The following is a 16,805-nucleotide window of genomic DNA, read 5'->3' on the forward strand; positions in this document are numbered from 1 at the left end:
ATGCCCAAGTTCTGAACCGATCAATACAAAACAACACCTACACGCCAACAGGGGAACTCCGTGCCTCGTGCTGTCCATGTACTGGCCTTCGGCATCTTCGCCATGGTCACCAGCGAGTTCGTCGTCGCCGGACTGATGCCGCAGATGGCCGCGGGACTGGGCGTCACCGTCCCGCAGATCGGCTACCTGATCACGGTCTTCGCTCTCTCCATGGCGCTCGGCGGACCGCTGCTCTCGGTCGCCCTGTTGCGGCTCCCGCCCAAGACCGCGCTCATGGTCCTCTTCCCGCTCTTCCTGGCGGGCAACGTCCTGGCCGCCACGGCCTCCGACTACCCGGCCATGGTGATCGCCCGGATCATCACCGGGGTCGCCTCGCAGGCCTTCTTCGGCGTAGCGATCTCGCTCGGCTCCCAGCTCACCCGCCCCGAGGTGCGCGGCCGGGCCGTGGCGGTCATCCTCAACGGGCTGATGCTCGGCACCCTGCTCGGGCTGCCGCTGGCCACCCTCACCGGCGAACGGTACGGCTGGCGCGCCGCGTTCTGGTCCATCTCCGCGCTGACGGCCGCCGCTGCCCTGTGCACCCTGATCGGCGTGGGCCGGACGGGCCGGCCGGAGGGCAGCGGCACCTTCCGCTCCGAACTGACGGCCTTCCGCGCTCCCCGGCTCTGGCTCACCCTGCTGACCAGCACCATGGTCATCGGCGCGACCTTCTCCGCCTTCAGCTACCTCAACCCGATCCTCACCCGGGTCACCGGGTTCTCCCCGGGCACGGTCCCGCTGCTGCTCCTGGCGTACGGCGCCGCCACGGTGATCGGCAACACCGCTGTCGGCCGGCTGGCGGACCGCCACACCCTCCCCGTCCTGCTCGCCGGCCTCTCCCTGAACGCGGTGTTCCTGGCCGGGTTCGCGCTGTTGGCCCGGTTCGACGTCGGGGCGGTGCTCTGCATGCTGGGCATCGGCCTGGTGGGGGTCACCATGAACCCGGCCCTGGTCACCCGGGTGCAGCGCGTCGGCAACGCCCGCCCGCTCGTCAACACCGTGCACAGCTCCTTCATCACCTTCGGCGTGGTCCTGGGCTCCGCGCTGGGCGGCCTGGGCCTCGATCGCTTCGGCCTGCGAGCCCCGCTCTGGCTGGGCGCGGCCCTTGCGGTGACCGGCCTGCTCACGCTCGTACCGGATCTGCTGCGCCGTACGCAAAGGCTCACCCGGCCTCGTACGGCCTCCGACGGCACGGACACCACCTCCCTGGCCAATTCGGAGCACCGGACACCCACCCCACTCCACCCCGGATAAACACGATCGAGGCCTCCCCGCCCTACCGTGGAACGACGGACGGGGAGCCTGCCGGGCGTCCACGACTTCCGTCACGACCACCTCGTCCACGACCTCCTCACGACCTCCGAAGGGCCGGAACCTCCATGACTTCGCCCCACGCCTTCTGGGTGGCCGGCCGCCAGGCCACCGGTGCCGACAGCTTCGACGTCACCAACCCGTACGACGGACGCCTCGTCGGCACCGTCAGCGTGCCGACCGACGCCCAGGTCGAGGAGGCCGTCGCCGCCGCCCACGCCGTACGCGACGAGTTCGCCGCGACCCCGGCACACGTACGGGCCGCGGCCCTCGACCATGTCGTACGGCGGCTGACGGAGCGCACCGAGGAGATCGCCCAGCTGATCTCGGCGGAGAACGGCAAGCCGATCAAGTGGGCGCGCGGCGAGGTCGGCAGGGCGGTGTCCGTGTTCCGGTTCGCCGCCGAGGAGGCCCGGCGCTTCAACGGCGGCGAGGCCCAGCGGCTCGACACCGACCTCGGCGGCACCGGCCGCCTCGGGCTGGTCCGGCGCTTCCCGCGCGGGGCCGTCCTCGGTATCGCGCCCTTCAACTTCCCGCTGAACCTCAGCGCCCACAAGGTGGCTCCGGCCATCGCCGTAGGCGCCCCGATCATCCTGAAGCCGGCCCCGGCAACCCCGATCTCCTCGCTCATCCTCGGCGAACTGCTGGCCGAGACCGACCTCCCGGCCGGCTCCTGGTCCGTCCTGACGGTCCCGAACGACAAGATGCCCGCCCTGGTCCAGGACGAGAGGCTGCCGGTCATCTCCTTCACCGGCTCGGGCCCGGTCGGTTACGCGATCATGGATTCGGTGCCCCGCAAGCACTGCACCCTGGAGCTCGGCGGCAACGGCGCGGCCGTCGTCCTCGGCGACTACGCCTCGGACGCGGACCTCGACTGGGCCGCCACCCGGATCGCCACGTTCTCCAACTACCAGGGCGGCCAGTCCTGCATCTCGGTGCAGCGCGTCATCGCCGACGCCTCGGTCTACGACCGGCTGGTCCCGAAGATCGTCGCCGCCGTCGAGGCCCTGGTCACCGGCGACCCGGCCGACGCCACCACGGACGTAGGCCCCCTGGTCAGCGAGGACGCGGCCAAGCGCGTCGAGTCCTGGGTCGACGAGGCGGTCCAGTCGGGAGCCGAACTCCTCACCGGCGGCAAGCGCGACGGCGCCACCTACGCCCCGACGGTCCTGGCCGGCCTCCCGGACGACGTGAAGCTCTCCTGCGAAGAGGTCTTCGGCCCGGTCATGTCCCTCCAGAAGGTGGACGGCGAGGCGGAGGCGTTCGCCGCCGTCAACTCCTCCAAGTACGGCCTCCAGGCAGGCGTCTTCACCCACGACCTCCAGACCGCCTTCCGCGCCCACCGCGCCCTGGAGGTGGGCGGCGTGATCATCGGCGACGTCCCCTCGTACCGCGCCGACCAGATGCCGTACGGCGGCGCCAAGCAGTCCGGCGTCGGCCGCGAGGGCGTCCGCTACGCGATGGACGACTACACCTACGAGCGAGTCCTGGTCCTCACGGGCCTCGCCCTGTAACACCCAGGACGACCCCGCCCGCGCCCCCGCCTGGACAGCGAGCACGGGCGGGGACGCGAGACGGACGGCCGGAGCCCACTGTGCGGGGGCTCCGGCCGTTCGGCGTGTGCGAGGGGCGCGCCCGTACCCCAGGGGTCCCCGCCCGGGGAACGCCACCCCGCGCGAAGGCTGGTGCGGGTGCCGAACAGCGGGTACACGGGTTACATACGGACCAGTAAGCAGCTCCTAGCAGTCCGTGTGTCCATCCGTCCTGCGACGCGCGGCGAGGTGAGGCCCGACATGTCCGCACCACACAACACCCCCCAGGTCCCCAAGGCCCCCAAGGTCACCGAGCGTGAGGCGCGCCGGGTCGCCGAGGCCGCCCGGGAGCAGGACTGGCGCAAGCCCAGCTTCGCCAAGGAGCTGTTCCTGGGGCGCTTCCGGCTCGACCTGATCCATCCGCACCCCCTGCCGCCACCCGACGACATCCGGCGCGGCGAGGAGTTCCTGGCGCGGCTGCGTACGTTCTGCGAGGCGCACATCGACAGTGCCCGGATCGAGCGCGAGGCGAAGATCCCCGACGAGGTGATACGCGGTCTCAAGGACCTCGGCGCGCTGGGGATGAAGATCGAGACGAAGTACGGCGGTCTCGGGCTCACCCAGGTGTACTACAACAAGGCGCTCGCCCTGGTCGGCTCCGCGAGCCCCGCGATCGGTGCGCTGCTCTCGGCGCATCAGTCGATCGGCGTACCGCAGCCGCTGAAGATTTTCGGCACCCAGGAGCAGAAGGACGTCTACCTGCCCCGGCTCGCCACCACCGACATCTCCGCGTTCCTGCTGACCGAGCCCGACGTCGGCTCCGACCCGGCCCGGCTCGCCACCACCGCCGTGCCCGACGGGAACGACTACCTGCTGGACGGGGTGAAGCTCTGGACCACCAACGGGGTTGTCGCCGATCTGCTCGTGGTGATGGCCCGGGTGCCCGCTTCCGAGGGGCACAAGGGCGGCATCACCGCGTTCGTCGTCGAGGCGGACGCCCCCGGCATCACCGTGGAGCACCGCAACGCCTTCATGGGGCTGCGCGGCATCGAGAACGGGGTCACCCGCTTCCACCAGGTCAGGGTCCCCGCCGCCGCCCGCATCGGCCCCGAGGGCGCCGGGCTGAAGATCGCCCTGACCACCCTGAACACCGGCCGCCTCTCGCTGCCCGCCATGTGCGTCGGCGCCGGGAAGTGGTGCCTGAAGATCGCCCGCGAGTGGTCCGCCGTACGGGAGCAGTGGGGGCGGCCCGTCGCGAAGCACGAGGCGGTCGGCGCGAAGATCTCCTTCATCGCGGCCACCACCTTCGCCCTGGAGGCGATCGTCGACCTCTCCTCGCAGATGGCCGACGAGGACCGCAACGACATCCGTATCGAGGCCGCCCTCGCCAAGCTGTACGGCTCCGAGATGGGCTGGCTGATCGCCGACGAACTGGTCCAGATCCGCGGCGGGCGCGGCTTCGAGACCGCCGAGTCGCTGGCCGCCCGCGGGGAGCGGGCCGTTCCGGCCGAGCAGATGCTCCGGGACATGCGGATCAACCGGATCTTCGAGGGCTCCACCGAGATCATGCACCTGCTGATCGCCCGGGAGGCCGTCGACGCCCACCTCAAGGTCGCCGGCGACATCATCGACCCGGAGAAGCCGCTCGCCGACAAGGCGAAGGCAGGTGCCAACGCCGCCGGGTTCTATGCCCGTTGGCTGCCCCAGCTCGTCACCGGGGCCGGGCAGCTCCCCCGTACGTACGGTGAGTTCAACCCCGCCGGCCACCGTGACCTCTCCGGGCACCTCCGGTACGTCGAGCGCTCCTCGCGCAAGCTCGCCCGGTCGACGTTCTACGCCATGTCCCGCTGGCAGGGCCGGATGGAGACCAAGCAGGGCTTCCTCGGCCGGATCGTCGACATCGGCGCCGAGCTCTTCGCGATGAGCGCCGCCTGCGTCCGCGCCGAGCACCTGCGGAGCGCCGGGGAGCACGGCCGCGAGGCCTACCAGCTGGCCGACGCCTTCTGCCACCAGTCCCGGGTCAGGGTGGAGGAGCTGTTCACCCGGCTGTGGTCCAACACCGACGACCTGGACCGGCGGGTGGTGGACGGGGTCCTGTCCGGTACGTACACCTGGCTGGAGGAGGGCGTCATCGACCCCAGCGGTGAGGGCCCCTGGATCGCGGACGCCACCCCCGGACCCTCCGCCGAGGAGAACCACCACCGGCCGGTGCGCTGAGGCGGAACCCTCCGATCCGCAGGGGGCGCGTGCCCACACCGGCGCGCCCCCTCCGTACCGAATCCCCGCCCCACGGGGACGCGCTGTCCCCACGCACAGCCGGAGCGGCAACAATGGGGGGCATGAGCGACAGCCCAGCCCCCCTCGCCGATCCGCACCTTCTCTTCGACACCGCGGACGGCCGCCGGGATCTCGTGATCCTCGGCTCCACCGGGTCCATCGGCACCCAGGCCATCGACCTGGTCCTGCGCAACCCCGACCGCTTCCGGGTCACCGCGCTCTCGGCCGCCGGCGGCCGGGTCGCCCTCCTCGCCGAACAGGCACACCTCCTGCGCGTGAGCACGGTCGCCGTCGCCGACAAGGACGCGGTCCCCGCCCTGCGCGAGGCGCTGCGCGAGCGGTACGGGGCCGGGGAGCCGCTCCCCGAGATCCTCGCCGGACCCGACGCGGCCGCCACGCTCGCCGCGAGCGACTGCCACACCGTGCTCAACGGGATCACCGGCTCCATCGGGCTCGCCCCCACGCTCGCCGCGCTGAAGGCGGGCCGCACCCTCGCCCTCGCCAACAAGGAGTCGCTGATCGTCGGCGGCCCGCTGGTGAAGGAGCTGGCCGCCCCCGGCCAGATCATCCCGGTCGACTCCGAGCACGCCGCGCTCTTCCAGGCGCTGGCGGCCGGCAAACGCGCCGATGTCCGCAAGCTCGTCGTCACCGCGTCCGGCGGGCCCTTCCGGGGCCGTACGCGCGAGGAACTGGCCGACGTCACCCGGGAGCAGGCCCTGACCCACCCCACCTGGGCGATGGGCCCGGTCATCACGATCAACTCCGCGACGCTGGTCAACAAGGGTCTTGAGGTCATCGAGGCGCACCTCCTCTACGACATCCCCTTCGACCGGATCGAGGTCGTGGTCCACCCGCAGTCGTACGTGCACTCCATGGTCGAGTTCACCGACGGCTCCACCCTCGCCCAGGCCACCCCGCCCGACATGGGCGGACCCATCGCCATCGGCCTCGGCTGGCCCGAGCGGGTCCCCGACGCGGCCCCCGCCTTCGACTGGTCCAAGGCCTCCACCTGGGAGTTCTTCCCGCTGGACACCGAGGCCTTCCCCTCGGTCGGACTCGCCCGCCACGTCGGTACGCTCGGTTCCACGGCGCCCGCCGTCTTCAACGCGGCGAACGAGGAATGCGTCGACGCCTTCCTCGCCGGACAGCTGCCCTTCAACGGAATCATGGATACGGTCACCGCTGTGGTGTCCGAACACGGCACCCCCGCCCCGGGAACCCCGCTCAGCCTCGCGGACGTCCTCGAAGCGGAAGCCTGGGCCCGCGCAAGGGCCCGGGAACTCTCGGCGAAAGCGACAGCGGAGGCGCGCGCATGAGTCTGACCTCGATCCTGCTGACGGTCCTGGGGATCGCCGTCTTCGTCGTGGGCCTGCTGTTCTCCATCGCCTGGCACGAGCTGGGCCACCTCTCCACGGCCAAGATGTTCGGCATCCGGGTCCCGCAGTACATGGTCGGGTTCGGCCCCACGCTCTGGTCGAAGCAGAAGGGCGACACCGAGTACGGCATCAAGGCCATCCCGGCCGGCGGCTACATCCGCATGATCGGGATGTTCCCGCCCGGCGCCGACGGCCGCATCGAAGCGCGCTCCACCTCACCCTGGCGCGGCATGATCGAGGACGCCCGCTCCGCCGCGTACGAGGAGCTCGAACCCGGCGACGAGAAGCGCCTCTTCTACACGCGCAAGCCGTGGAAGCGCGTCATCGTGATGTTCGCCGGTCCGTTCATGAACCTGATCCTCGCGGTCGCGATCTTCATGGGCGTCGCGATGACCTTCGGCTTCCAGACGCAGACCACCGAGGTCGACGGCGTACAGCAGTGCGTGATCGCGCAGAGCGAGAAGCGCGACACCTGCAAGGCCTCCGACGGGGTCTCCCCGGCCAAGGCCGCGGGCCTGAAGGAGGGCGACAAGATCGTCGCCTTCGACGGCCAGAGGGTCGACGACTGGGCGACGCTCTCGGACCGCATCCGCCAGACCATCGGCCCCGCCACGATCACCGTCGAGCGCGGCGGCCAGGAAGTCACCCTCAACGCCGTCCTGCGCGAGAACGCCGTCTCGAAGAAGGACGCCAACGGGGACCCCGTTCCCAACGAGTACATCAAGGCGGGCTACCTCGGGTTCGCCGCCAAGGCCGAGATCGTGCCGCTCTCCTTCGGCGACTCCGTCGTGCGCATGGGCGACATGATCGAGAACGGCGTCGACGCGATCATCGCGCTGCCCTCCAAGATCCCGGCCCTGTGGAACGCCGCCTTCAGCGACGGCGAACGCGCCGACGACTCACCGGTGGGCGTGGTCGGTGCGGCCCGGATCGGCGGCGAGGTGATGAACCTCGACATCCCGGCCCAGAACCAGGTCGCGATGATGCTGTTCCTGCTCGCGGGCTTCAACCTGTCGCTGTTCCTCTTCAACATGCTGCCGTTGCTCCCGCTGGACGGCGGGCATATCGCGGGCGCGCTCTGGGAGTCGCTGCGGCGCAATCTGGCCAAGGTCTTCCGGCGCCCCGACCCGGGCCCGTTCGACGTGGCCAAGCTGATGCCGGTCGCCTATGTGGTCGCCGGACTCTTCATCTGCTTCACGCTGCTGGTCCTGGTGGCCGACATCGTGAACCCGGTCAAGATCAGCTGACCGGCCGTGAGGCGACCGCCTCTCCCGTCCCACAGGTGACCACCGGGCACACGTGTCGTGTCCGGTCGGTCACCTTCCGGTTGACTTGTCCATTCGGTGCGTGCGTCCAGGCTCCGGTGCCGTAACCTCGAAGCCCGGAGCCCGCCGACATCGGGACCTTGATCCACACCTTGGGGATGCACAGCGCATGACTGCGATTTCTCTCGGAATGCCGGCCGTTCCGACCAAGCTCGCCGACCGAAGGGTCAGCCGACAGATCCAGGTCGGCTCGGTCGCGGTCGGCGGCGACGCACCCGTTTCCGTGCAGTCGATGACGACGACACGTACGTCGGACATCGGTGCCACGCTCCAGCAGATCGCCGAGCTGACGGCGTCCGGCTGCCAGATCGTCCGGGTCGCCTGCCCGACCCAGGACGACGCCGACGCCCTTTCCACGATCGCCCGGAAGTCGCAGATCCCGGTGATCGCCGACATCCACTTCCAGCCGAAGTACGTCTTCGCCGCGATCGACGCGGGCTGCGCGGCGGTCCGGGTGAACCCCGGAAACATCAAGCAGTTCGACGACAAGGTCAAGGAGATCGCGAAGGCGGCCTCCGAGACCCGCACCCCGATCCGGATCGGGGTCAACGCCGGCTCCCTGGACGCGCGGCTCCTGAAGAAGTACGGCAAGGCCACCCCCGAGGCCCTCGTCGAGTCGGCCCTGTGGGAGGCGTCCCTCTTCGAGGAGCACGGCTTCGGCGACATCAAGATCTCGGTCAAGCACAACGACCCGGTCGTCATGGTCAACGCCTACCGCCAGCTCGCCGCCCAGAGCGACTACCCGCTCCACCTCGGCGTCACCGAGGCCGGACCGGCGTTCCAGGGCACGATCAAGTCGGCCGTCGCGTTCGGCGCCCTGCTCTCCGAGGGCATCGGCGACACCATCCGCGTCTCCCTCTCGGCCCCGCCGGCCGAGGAGGTCAAGGTGGGCCTGCAGATCCTGGAGGCGCTGAACCTGAAGCAGCGCCGCCTGGAGATCGTCTCCTGCCCGTCCTGCGGCCGCGCCCAGGTCGACGTCTACAAGCTGGCCGACCAGGTCAGCGCCGGCCTGGAGGGCATGGAGGTCCCGCTGCGCGTCGCGGTCATGGGCTGCGTCGTCAACGGCCCCGGCGAGGCCCGCGAGGCCGACCTCGGTGTCGCCTCCGGCAACGGCAAGGGCCAGATCTTCGTCAAGGGCGAGGTCATCAAGACCGTCCCCGAGTCGAAGATCGTCGAGACCCTCATCGAGGAAGCCCTGAAGATCGCCGAGCAGATGGAGAAGGACGGCATCGCCTCCGGCGAGCCCCAGGTCTCCATCGGCGCCTGACCTGGGCCCTTCCACACCATCACCGCCCCGCCGAGCCCCGCGCCCGGCGGGGCGGCGGCGTTTCCCCGGCGTATCCCGGAGCCCTCTCCCGGGCCCGGGCAGCGTTCCAGGGCCTTGTTGGGTACAGTGCGGAAATCAGCAGACCGCATGGTGAGGCCCCCTCGTGTTGACGCAGACCACCACCCGGGTCCTCGAACCCAGCGACCTCGGCGCAGCGCTCGCCATCCTGGAGAGCGAGCCCGTGGCCAACGCCTTCGTCGCGTCCCGCGTGCAGGTCGCGGGGCTCGACCCCTGGCGCCTCGGCGGCGAGATGTGGGGCTGGTACGCCGACGGCAGGCTCCGCTCCCTCTGCTACGCCGGCGCCAACCTCGTCCCCATCTGCGCCGGCCCCGAAGCCGTACGCGCCTTCGCCGACCGGGCCCGCCGGGCCGGCCGCCGCTGCTCCTCGATCGTCGGCCCCGCCGAACCCACCGCCCTGCTGTGGCGGCTCCTGGAGCCGGGCTGGGGCCCCGCCCGCGAGGTCCGCGCCAACCAGCCCCTCATGGTCACCGAGAGCCCCTCCGCCGACGTCACCCCCGACCCGCTGGTCCGCCGCATCCGCAAGGACGAGACCGAGGTCCTGATGCCGGCCTGCGTGGCGATGTTCACCGAGGAGGTCGGGATCTCCCCGCTGGCCGGCGACGGCGGACTCCTCTACCAGGCCCGGGTCGCCGAACTCATCGGCGCCGGCCGCTCCTTCGCCCGGATCGACGACGGCAAGGTCGTCTTCAAGGCCGAGATCGGCGCCGCCACCACCCAGGCCTGCCAGATCCAGGGCGTCTGGGTCGCCCCCGAACACCGCGGCAAGGGCCTCTCCGAGACCGGCATGGCCGCCGTCCTGCGCTACGCCCTGGCCGATGTCGCCCCCGTCGTCAGCCTGTACGTGAACGACTACAACACCCCCGCCCGCAAGGCCTACCGCCGCGTCGGCTTCCGCGAGACGGGCACCTTCATGAGCGTCCTGTTCTGAGCGCCCGTACGGAAAGCTTCTGAACAGCCCGTACGGGGGCTCTTCCCTGCCTCCGCGCGTTCCGGCCCGCCCGCCACGGCCAGTAGGGTTCGCGCATGGCACCAGCAGACGCCGCGAACGGCCCCGCGAACCCCGGCATCGAGGTCGGCCCCATCGACCTGGCCGCACGCGTCGACGAAGCCCTCCAGGTCCAGGCGGCGGCCTTCGGGCTCAGCCAGGACGAGATCGACGTACGCCGCCACATCGTCCTGCGCCACCTCGACCACCCCGAGGCCCGCGCGCTCGGCGCCCTCACCCCCGACGGGCGGCTCGTCGGCTTCGTCTACGGGCTGCCCAACGACCGCGCCCACTGGTGGTCCACCGTCGTGGAGCCCTACCTCCGGGCCACCGGCTCCGACGGCTGGCTCGACGACTCCTTCGTCATCACCGAGCTCCACGTCCACCCCGACCACCAGCAGCACGGCATCGGCCGCACCCTGATCACCGCGATCACCGACGCCGTCCCGCACCCCCGGTCGATCCTCTCCGCCATCGACAGGGACAGCCCGGCCCGCACCCTCTACCACGCGCTCGGCTATCGCGACCTGGCCCGCCAGGTGGTCTTCCCCAGCGCCCCGCTGCCGTACGCGGTGATGGGCGCGCCCCTCCCGCTGCTGCGCCCCCAGCGCTGAATGGATTTCCGCCTGCCCGCACCGCCCGGCTAACCTCGGGCTCACCACCCTTGCGAGCAGGAGTTCATCATGGCCCAGGTCCAGCGCATGTCCCGATTGATGATCAAGACACTGCGCGACGACCCGGCGGACGCCGAGACGCTCAGCCACAAGCTGCTGGTCCGCGCCGGGTACGTGCGCCGCAACGCGGCCGGCATCTGGTCCTGGCTGCCGCTCGGCAAGAAGGTCCTGGACAACATCTCCAACGTGGTCCGCGAGGAGATGGACGCCATCGGCGCCCAGGAGGTCCTGCTGCCCGCCCTGCTGCCCAAGGAGCCCTACGAGGCGTCCGGCCGTTGGGACGAGTACGGCGACCTGCTCTTCCGCCTCAAGGACCGCAAGGGCGGCGACTACCTCCTCGGCCCGACCCACGAGGAGATCTTCACCCAGACCGTCAAGGACCAGTGCACGTCCTACAAGGACCTGCCGGTGATGCTCTACCAGATCCAGACGAAGTACCGCGACGAGGCCCGCCCCCGCTCCGGCGTCCTGCGCGGCCGCGAGTTCCAGATGAAGGACTCGTACAGCTTCGACACCACCGACGAGGGCCTCGCGCACTCCTACGCCCTGCACCGGGCCGCGTACATCAAGATCTTCGAGCGCCTGGGCCTGGACCACCGCATCGTCTCCGCCGTCTCCGGCGCGATGGGCGGCTCGGCCTCCGAGGAGTTCCTGGCGCCCGCCGCCGCCGGTGAGGACACCTTCGCGGACTGTCCGAACTGCGACTACGCCGCCAACACCGAGGCCGTGACCTTCGCACTCGCCCCGGTCGACGGCTCGGCGCACGGCGCGGTCGAGGAGCTGGACACCCCCGACACCCCGACCATCGAGACCCTCGCCGCGCACCTGGGCGTCCCCGCCTCGGCCACCCTGAAGAACCTGCTGGTCAAGGTGGACGGCGAGATCGTGGCGGTCGGCGTCCCCGGCCACCGCGAGGTCGACCTCGGCAAGCTGGGCGAGCACCTGGCGCCCGCCGTCGTGGAGCTGGTCACCGCCGAGGACTTCGTCGGCCGTGACGACCTCGTACGCGGCTATGTCGGCCCGCAGGGCCTGGAGAAGGTCCGCTACCTCGCCGACCCCCGCATCGCCCCCGGCACCGCCTGGATCACCGGCGCCAACAAGGACGGCAAGCACGCCAAGAACGTCGTCGCGGGCCGCGACTTCGAGGTCGACCAGTACCTCGACGTCGTCGTGGTCGAGGACGGCGACCCCTGCCCCAAGTGCGGCACCGGCCTCACCCTGGACCGCGCCATCGAGATCGGCCACATCTTCCAGCTCGGCCGCAAGTACGCCGACACCTTCCAGCTCGACGTGCTGGGCCAGCAGGGCAAGCCCGTCCGCGTCACGATGGGCTCGTACGGCATCGGCGTCTCCCGCGCGGTGGCCGCCCTCACCGAGCAGACCGCCGACGACAAGGGCCTGTGCTGGCCCCGCGAGATCGCCCCGGCCGACGTCCACGTCGTCGCCGCGGGCAAGGCGCTCCAGACGGAGCTGGCCCTCGACGTCTCGGAGAAGCTCAACGCGGCGGGCCTGCGGGTCCTGGTCGACGACCGCCCCGGCGTCTCGCCCGGCGTGAAGTTCACCGACTCCGAGCTCATCGGCGTGCCGAAGATCCTGGTCGCGGGGCGCCGCTCGGCCGACGGTGTCCTGGAGCTGAAGGACCGCCGCACCGGCGAGCGCGAGGAGCTGACCGTCGACGAGGCGATCGCCCGTCTCACGGCCGACCTGGCCTGATCTCCTGGATCGCGTACGAGGAGGGCCCCCGCACAGCGTGTGCGGGGGCCCTCCTCGTACGTACGGCGAACCGTTACAGCCAGCCCGCGAACTCCAGGTTGACCTCGCCCATCTGCCGCCGCCCCTCGGCCAGCGCACGCGCCCCCGACTCGACCGCCCGGAACAGCGTCCAGCCGTGCAGCCGCGCCTGTTCCACCTCCAGCGACTCCGCCAGCCTCTTGACCCGCCGCCGGGCCGTCACCGGGCCGCCCGGAGAGGCGATCAGATCCTCCACCCGGTCCCGCACCAGCCGGGCCAGGTCGTAGGCGCGCTCGCCCACCAGCGGCTCCGGACCCACCGTCAGCCACGGGGCGCGCTCGCCGGAGAGCACCTTGCTCTGGCGGAAGTTGCCGTGCAGGAGCAGGAGTTCGGGGGAGCCCTCCACCAGTTCCGTACGGGCCGCGAGGGCCGCGTCCACCAGGGGCGCGAGCGCCGGATCGGCCGCCGCGGCCGCCCGCATCCCCTCGGTCTGCCGTCCGGTCCGCTCGGCCACGGTCTCGAAGGGGTGGCCGGCGGGCGGCTCGACCCACAGCCGCCGGACCGTGCCCGCCGCCTCAAGGAGGGCCTTGGCCTCCGGCAGCGAGCGCAGCGACACCTCGTGGTGGAGCCGCTCCAGCAGCAGGGCCCCCGACGCGTCGGACTCCGGGGCCTCCAGCAGCTTCACCGCGCCCCAGCCGTTCCAGTGCGCCAGCGCCGCCCGCTCCTGCTCCGGTTCGGCGAGCGGCGGGGCGATCTTCAGCGCGGCCGGGGTCCCGTCGGCCCGCCGCACCAGGAGCACCAGGGCGCTGCGCCCGCCGGGGGCGGCCGCCCGCTCCACGGAGAGGTCCGGCCCGGCGGCGTCGATCGCCTGTTCGGTGAGCGTGGGGAGCCGGTCCAGCCATTCGGCCGCCGCACCGTCCCCGTACATCTCGCCGAGCGCGCGCACCAGGCGCTGCGGCGGTTCGAAACCCATACGTCCGTTGTTCCCTTTCCGTCCTTCGTCAGCCCTGGGGAGTGTCCGCTCCCGCGGCCTCCACCGGGCCCGTCGTCGCGGCCGGATCGGCGTCCGGGGCCCGCTCGGCGAGCCCCGGAAAGGCTACGTTGCCGCCCCGCCAGCGGGCCGCCCGCACGGCGGCCTCCCGCAGTGCGCCCGCCGCGTCGGCGCGCGCGGGCCCTTCGGTGGCCCGTACGAGATCGGAGCAGACACCCGCGATCCGGTCCTCCAGCACGGCGGCGAGCCGGAGTGCCGACGCGGTGTCGGCAACTGCGAAGGGCAGAGCGTACGCGGCGTCGGCGGCGACCGGCGCACCGCCCAGGTCACGCACGGTGCGCTGGAGTGCGTCCCGGCGTGCGCGGTGCCCGTCGTACGCCGCGCTCGCCTCGGTGCGCCGCTTCTCCGGGACCCGGGCGCCGAGCACCCCGTACCCGTAGACGGCCGCGTGTTCGGCGGCCAGCGCGGCCTGGGTGGCGGTGAGGGCGGGGGAGGGGGCCTCGTCCTCGGCGGGAAGGGTCATGACGAGGTCTCCTTGGCCAGTTCGGTCAGCAGGTAGGCGTGGGCCGCGGCCGCGCCCGCCACCGATGCCAGCAGCCGGGCCAGCTCCGGTTCCGCGGTGAGCAGGGCTTCGGCGTGCGCGTCGGCCCGGCGGCGCTCGGCGGCGGCCAGCTCCTTCAGGGCGGCCTTCGCGTCGGTGGAGACGGGACCGGCCGCGGGCGGGGCGGCGGCCTTCCCGCCACCCGCCGACAGGGCCTTGGTGTGCTCCCGTACGGCCGCCCGCAGGGGCGCCAGGCCCTCCGCGAGGTCCGGATGGGCCTCGGCGGCCAGGTCGTAGTGGGCGAGCGTCAGGGCGGCGGTGTGCGCAGCCGTCGTCCGCAGCTTCTTCTCGGCCCGGACCGCTTCGGCCTCGGTGCGCACGGGTCCGCTCCGGCCCGGGCTCTTGTCGTCGTCCCCGCAGCCGGTCAGCACCGCACCCAGTGCGAGAGCCCCCGTCGCGGTGAGCGCCCCCCTGCGGGTCGTCCCCGTGCGCCGCACGTTTCTCCTTCGGGCCGGGACCGATCCTGACAGGATCTGTCCTGAAGTGATCACCGCAGGCGAGCGTACCCGCGGCAACAGGGCAGGCGGACGGCAACACCCCTGGCGACCGGATACCCTTTGACCTGACACACGACGATCCCCACAACAGCACACGCGGCCGAGGAGTCACCCGGATGAGCACCACCCAGAGCGAGAGGCTGCGCGGGTTGCTGGAACCGCTCGTCAGCGCGCAGCAGCTGGACCTCGAGGAGATCGAGGTGTCCCGGGCCGGCCGACGTGGAGTGCTGCGGGTCATCGTGGACTCCGACGAGGGCGTGGAGCTGGACACCTGCGCGGAGCTGAGCCGCGAGATCTCCCAGAAGCTGGACGAGACCGACGTGATGGGCGAGGGCGAGTACGTCCTCGAAGTCAGCTCCCCCGGCGCGGACCGTCCGCTGACCGAGCACCGCCACTACGTACGCGCCACCGGCCGGCTGGCCAGGTTCCACCTCGCCGCCGACGGCTCCGGTGAGCTGGTCGCCCGCATCCTCGCCGTGGACGAGGACGGGCTGGACCTCGAAGTGCCCGGCGTCAAGGGCCGCAAGCCCACGTCCCGCCGCCTCGCCTTCGACGAGATCGCCAAGGCGCGCGTGGAGATCGAATTCAACCGCAAGGACAAGAAGGAAGAGGAGGCGTAGCCGTGGACATCGATGTGAAGCTTTTGAAGGGCTTGGCGCAGGACAAGGAGATCCCCTTCGACGTGCTCGTCGCGGCGATCGAGTCGGCGCTCCTCATCGCGTACCACCGCACCGACGGCAGCCACCGCCGGGCGCGCGTGAAGCTCGACGAGAACGGCCACGTCACCGTGTGGGCCAAGGAGGACCCGGCCGACCTCGAAGAGGGCCAGGAGCCCAAGGAGTTCGACGACACCCCCTCCGGGTTCGGCCGGATCGCCGCGACCACCGCCAAGCAGGTCATCCTGCAGCGGCTGCGCGACGCCGAGGACGACCGGACCTTCGGGGAGTACGCGGGCCACGAGGGCGATGTCGTCACCGGCGTCGTCCAGCAGGGCAAGGACCCCAAGAACGTCCTGGTCGACATCGGCAAGATGGAAGCCATGCTTCCGGTCCAGGAGCAGGTCCCGGGCGAGGAGTACACCCACGGTCTGCGCCTTCGTACGTATGTCGTACGGGTCGCCAAGGGCGTCCGCGGTCCCTCGGTGACGCTTTCGCGCACCCACCCCAACCTGGTGAAGAAGCTCTTCGCGCTGGAGGTCCCCGAGATCGCGGACGGCTCCGTGGTCATCGAGGCCATCGCCCGCGAGGCCGGCCACCGCAGCAAGATCGCGGTGCGCTCCACCCGTTCGGGCCTCAACGCCAAGGGCGCCTGCATCGGCCCGATGGGCGGCCGTGTGCGCAATGTCATGGCCGAGCTGCACGGCGAGAAGATCGACATCGTGGACTGGTCGGACGACCCGGCCGAGATGGTCGCCAACGCGCTCTCGCCCGCCCGGGTGAGCAAGGTCGAGGTCGTCGACCTCGGCGCCCGCTCCGCCCGGGTCACCGTGCCCGACTACCAGCTGTCGCTGGCGATCGGCAAGGAGGGCCAGAACGCCCGCCTCGCCGCCCGCCTCACCGGCTGGCGCATCGACATCCGCCCCGACACCGAGACGGACGAAGAGCGCGAGAACGCCGACCGCGAGCGGGCCGAGCGGGCCCGGGAGCGCTCGGAAAGGCGTTGACCCGGAGCGGGTCCAGGGAATAGATCTTGGCCGTACGCCGCTGAGATCACGACAACATCCGTTCGATTTTTGCCCCAAAGAGGTGAGGTCGGTACGGGGAGGTAGACTTAAACGTGTCTGGCCGGACGCAAGCCCGCGCTTGCCCCGAGCGAACCTGTGTGGGATGCCGGGAGCGAGCGGCCAAGAGCGAGCTGCTGCGCATCGTGGTGGACGAGGGCGTCTGCGCCCCTGATCCACGCGGTACGCTGCCCGGCCGGGGTGCTTATGTGCACCCCACCTCTGTCTGTCTCGACCTGGCGGTTCGCCGCCGGGCATTCCCCCGGGCCTTCAAGGCCAAGGGGCCGTTCGACACCGCGGCACTCACGCGGTTCGTCGAGCGGGTGACACCGTAAGAAAGTGAACGGCACGGGACCCCGTGCGGTCAGGTACCTCGCGAGTTGGAAGTAGGTCGAGAT

General features: G+C 71.3%; 15 protein-coding genes. 12 read left to right on the forward strand and 3 right to left on the reverse strand.

What is annotated here, in order from left to right; translation table 11 throughout:
* Window positions 1-60: 60 nt before the first annotated feature.
* The 9 genes from IE264_RS15135 to IE264_RS15175 all read left to right on the forward strand — a co-directional run bounded on the left by IE264_RS15135 (window position 61) and on the right by IE264_RS15175 (window position 12,580).
* A complete protein-coding gene (locus IE264_RS15135) occupies window positions 61-1,293 on the forward strand; it encodes an MFS transporter (RefSeq protein WP_032757392.1) in 1,233 nt (410 codons plus the stop codon).
* Between the two features lie 125 nt (window positions 1,294-1,418).
* Window positions 1,419-2,864, forward strand: coding sequence for an aldehyde dehydrogenase family protein (locus IE264_RS15140; RefSeq protein ID WP_015611803.1), 1,446 nt, complete (start codon window positions 1,419-1,421; stop codon window positions 2,862-2,864).
* Between the two features lie 279 nt (window positions 2,865-3,143).
* Entirely contained in the window at window positions 3,144-5,099 is a 1,956-nt protein-coding gene (locus IE264_RS15145) for an acyl-CoA dehydrogenase family protein (protein ID WP_032757391.1), read from the forward strand.
* Between the two features lie 122 nt (window positions 5,100-5,221).
* A complete protein-coding gene (dxr, locus tag IE264_RS15150) occupies window positions 5,222-6,475 on the forward strand; it encodes a 1-deoxy-D-xylulose-5-phosphate reductoisomerase (protein WP_032757586.1) in 1,254 nt (417 codons plus the stop codon).
* A complete protein-coding gene (locus IE264_RS15155) occupies window positions 6,472-7,782 on the forward strand; it encodes a M50 family metallopeptidase (protein WP_015611806.1) in 1,311 nt (436 codons plus the stop codon). Before dxr ends, IE264_RS15155 begins: the two co-directional genes overlap by 4 nt.
* 187 nt (window positions 7,783-7,969) lie before the next feature.
* Window positions 7,970-9,127 carry a flavodoxin-dependent (E)-4-hydroxy-3-methylbut-2-enyl-diphosphate synthase gene (gene ispG / locus IE264_RS15160; protein WP_015611807.1) on the forward strand — a complete coding sequence of 386 codons (1,158 nt, stop codon included), beginning with the start codon at window positions 7,970-7,972 and terminating at the stop codon, window positions 9,125-9,127.
* Window positions 9,128-9,293: 166 nt separating this feature from the next.
* Window positions 9,294-10,136: a GNAT family N-acetyltransferase gene (locus IE264_RS15165; protein ID WP_032757390.1), complete on the forward strand. Its 843-nt coding sequence runs from the start codon at window positions 9,294-9,296 to the stop codon at window positions 10,134-10,136.
* A 95-nt stretch (window positions 10,137-10,231) separates the two neighbouring features.
* Window positions 10,232-10,807: a GNAT family N-acetyltransferase gene (locus IE264_RS15170; RefSeq protein WP_015611809.1), complete on the forward strand. Its 576-nt coding sequence runs from the start codon at window positions 10,232-10,234 to the stop codon at window positions 10,805-10,807.
* Window positions 10,808-10,876: 69 nt separating this feature from the next.
* Complete coding sequence (locus IE264_RS15175) at window positions 10,877-12,580, forward strand: proline--tRNA ligase (protein WP_032757388.1); 1,704 nt, start codon at window positions 10,877-10,879, stop codon at window positions 12,578-12,580.
* 73 nt (window positions 12,581-12,653) lie between these two features.
* Here the strand turns inward: IE264_RS15175 and IE264_RS15180 are convergent, their stop codons facing one another.
* From IE264_RS15180 to IE264_RS15190, 3 genes are read right to left on the reverse strand one after another with little or no spacing between them, the layout of a single operon-like run.
* On the reverse strand, window positions 12,654-13,571 hold the full coding sequence (locus IE264_RS15180; protein WP_032757387.1) for an aminoglycoside phosphotransferase family protein: 918 nt from the start codon (window positions 13,569-13,571) through the stop codon (window positions 12,654-12,656).
* Window positions 13,572-13,599: 28 nt separating this feature from the next.
* Complete coding sequence (locus tag IE264_RS15185; RefSeq protein ID WP_015611812.1) at window positions 13,600-14,112, reverse strand: ferritin-like domain-containing protein; 513 nt, start codon at window positions 14,110-14,112, stop codon at window positions 13,600-13,602.
* Window positions 14,109-14,627: a hypothetical protein gene (locus tag IE264_RS15190; protein ID WP_032757386.1), complete on the reverse strand. Its 519-nt coding sequence runs from the start codon at window positions 14,625-14,627 to the stop codon at window positions 14,109-14,111. The genes IE264_RS15185 and IE264_RS15190 overlap by 4 nt, the downstream gene beginning before the upstream one ends.
* A gap of 176 nt (window positions 14,628-14,803) precedes the next feature.
* Between IE264_RS15190 and rimP the strand changes: the two genes are divergently transcribed.
* The 3 genes from rimP to IE264_RS15205 all read left to right on the forward strand — a co-directional run bounded on the left by rimP (window position 14,804) and on the right by IE264_RS15205 (window position 16,742).
* Window positions 14,804-15,307, forward strand: a complete 504-nt coding sequence (gene rimP, locus IE264_RS15195) for a ribosome maturation factor RimP (protein WP_015611814.1) — start codon at window positions 14,804-14,806, stop codon at window positions 15,305-15,307.
* Window positions 15,308-15,309: 2 nt separating this feature from the next.
* Window positions 15,310-16,350, forward strand: a complete 1,041-nt coding sequence (gene nusA / locus IE264_RS15200; RefSeq protein WP_015611815.1) for a transcription termination factor NusA — start codon at window positions 15,310-15,312, stop codon at window positions 16,348-16,350.
* Between the two features lie 113 nt (window positions 16,351-16,463).
* A complete protein-coding gene (locus IE264_RS15205) occupies window positions 16,464-16,742 on the forward strand; it encodes a YlxR family protein (protein ID WP_180289080.1) in 279 nt (92 codons plus the stop codon).
* Window positions 16,743-16,805 lie beyond the last annotated feature (63 nt).

Origin of the sequence: Streptomyces microflavus (assembly GCF_014650075.1) — a bacterium.
Taxonomy (GTDB): domain Bacteria; phylum Actinomycetota; class Actinomycetes; order Streptomycetales; family Streptomycetaceae; genus Streptomyces; species Streptomyces microflavus.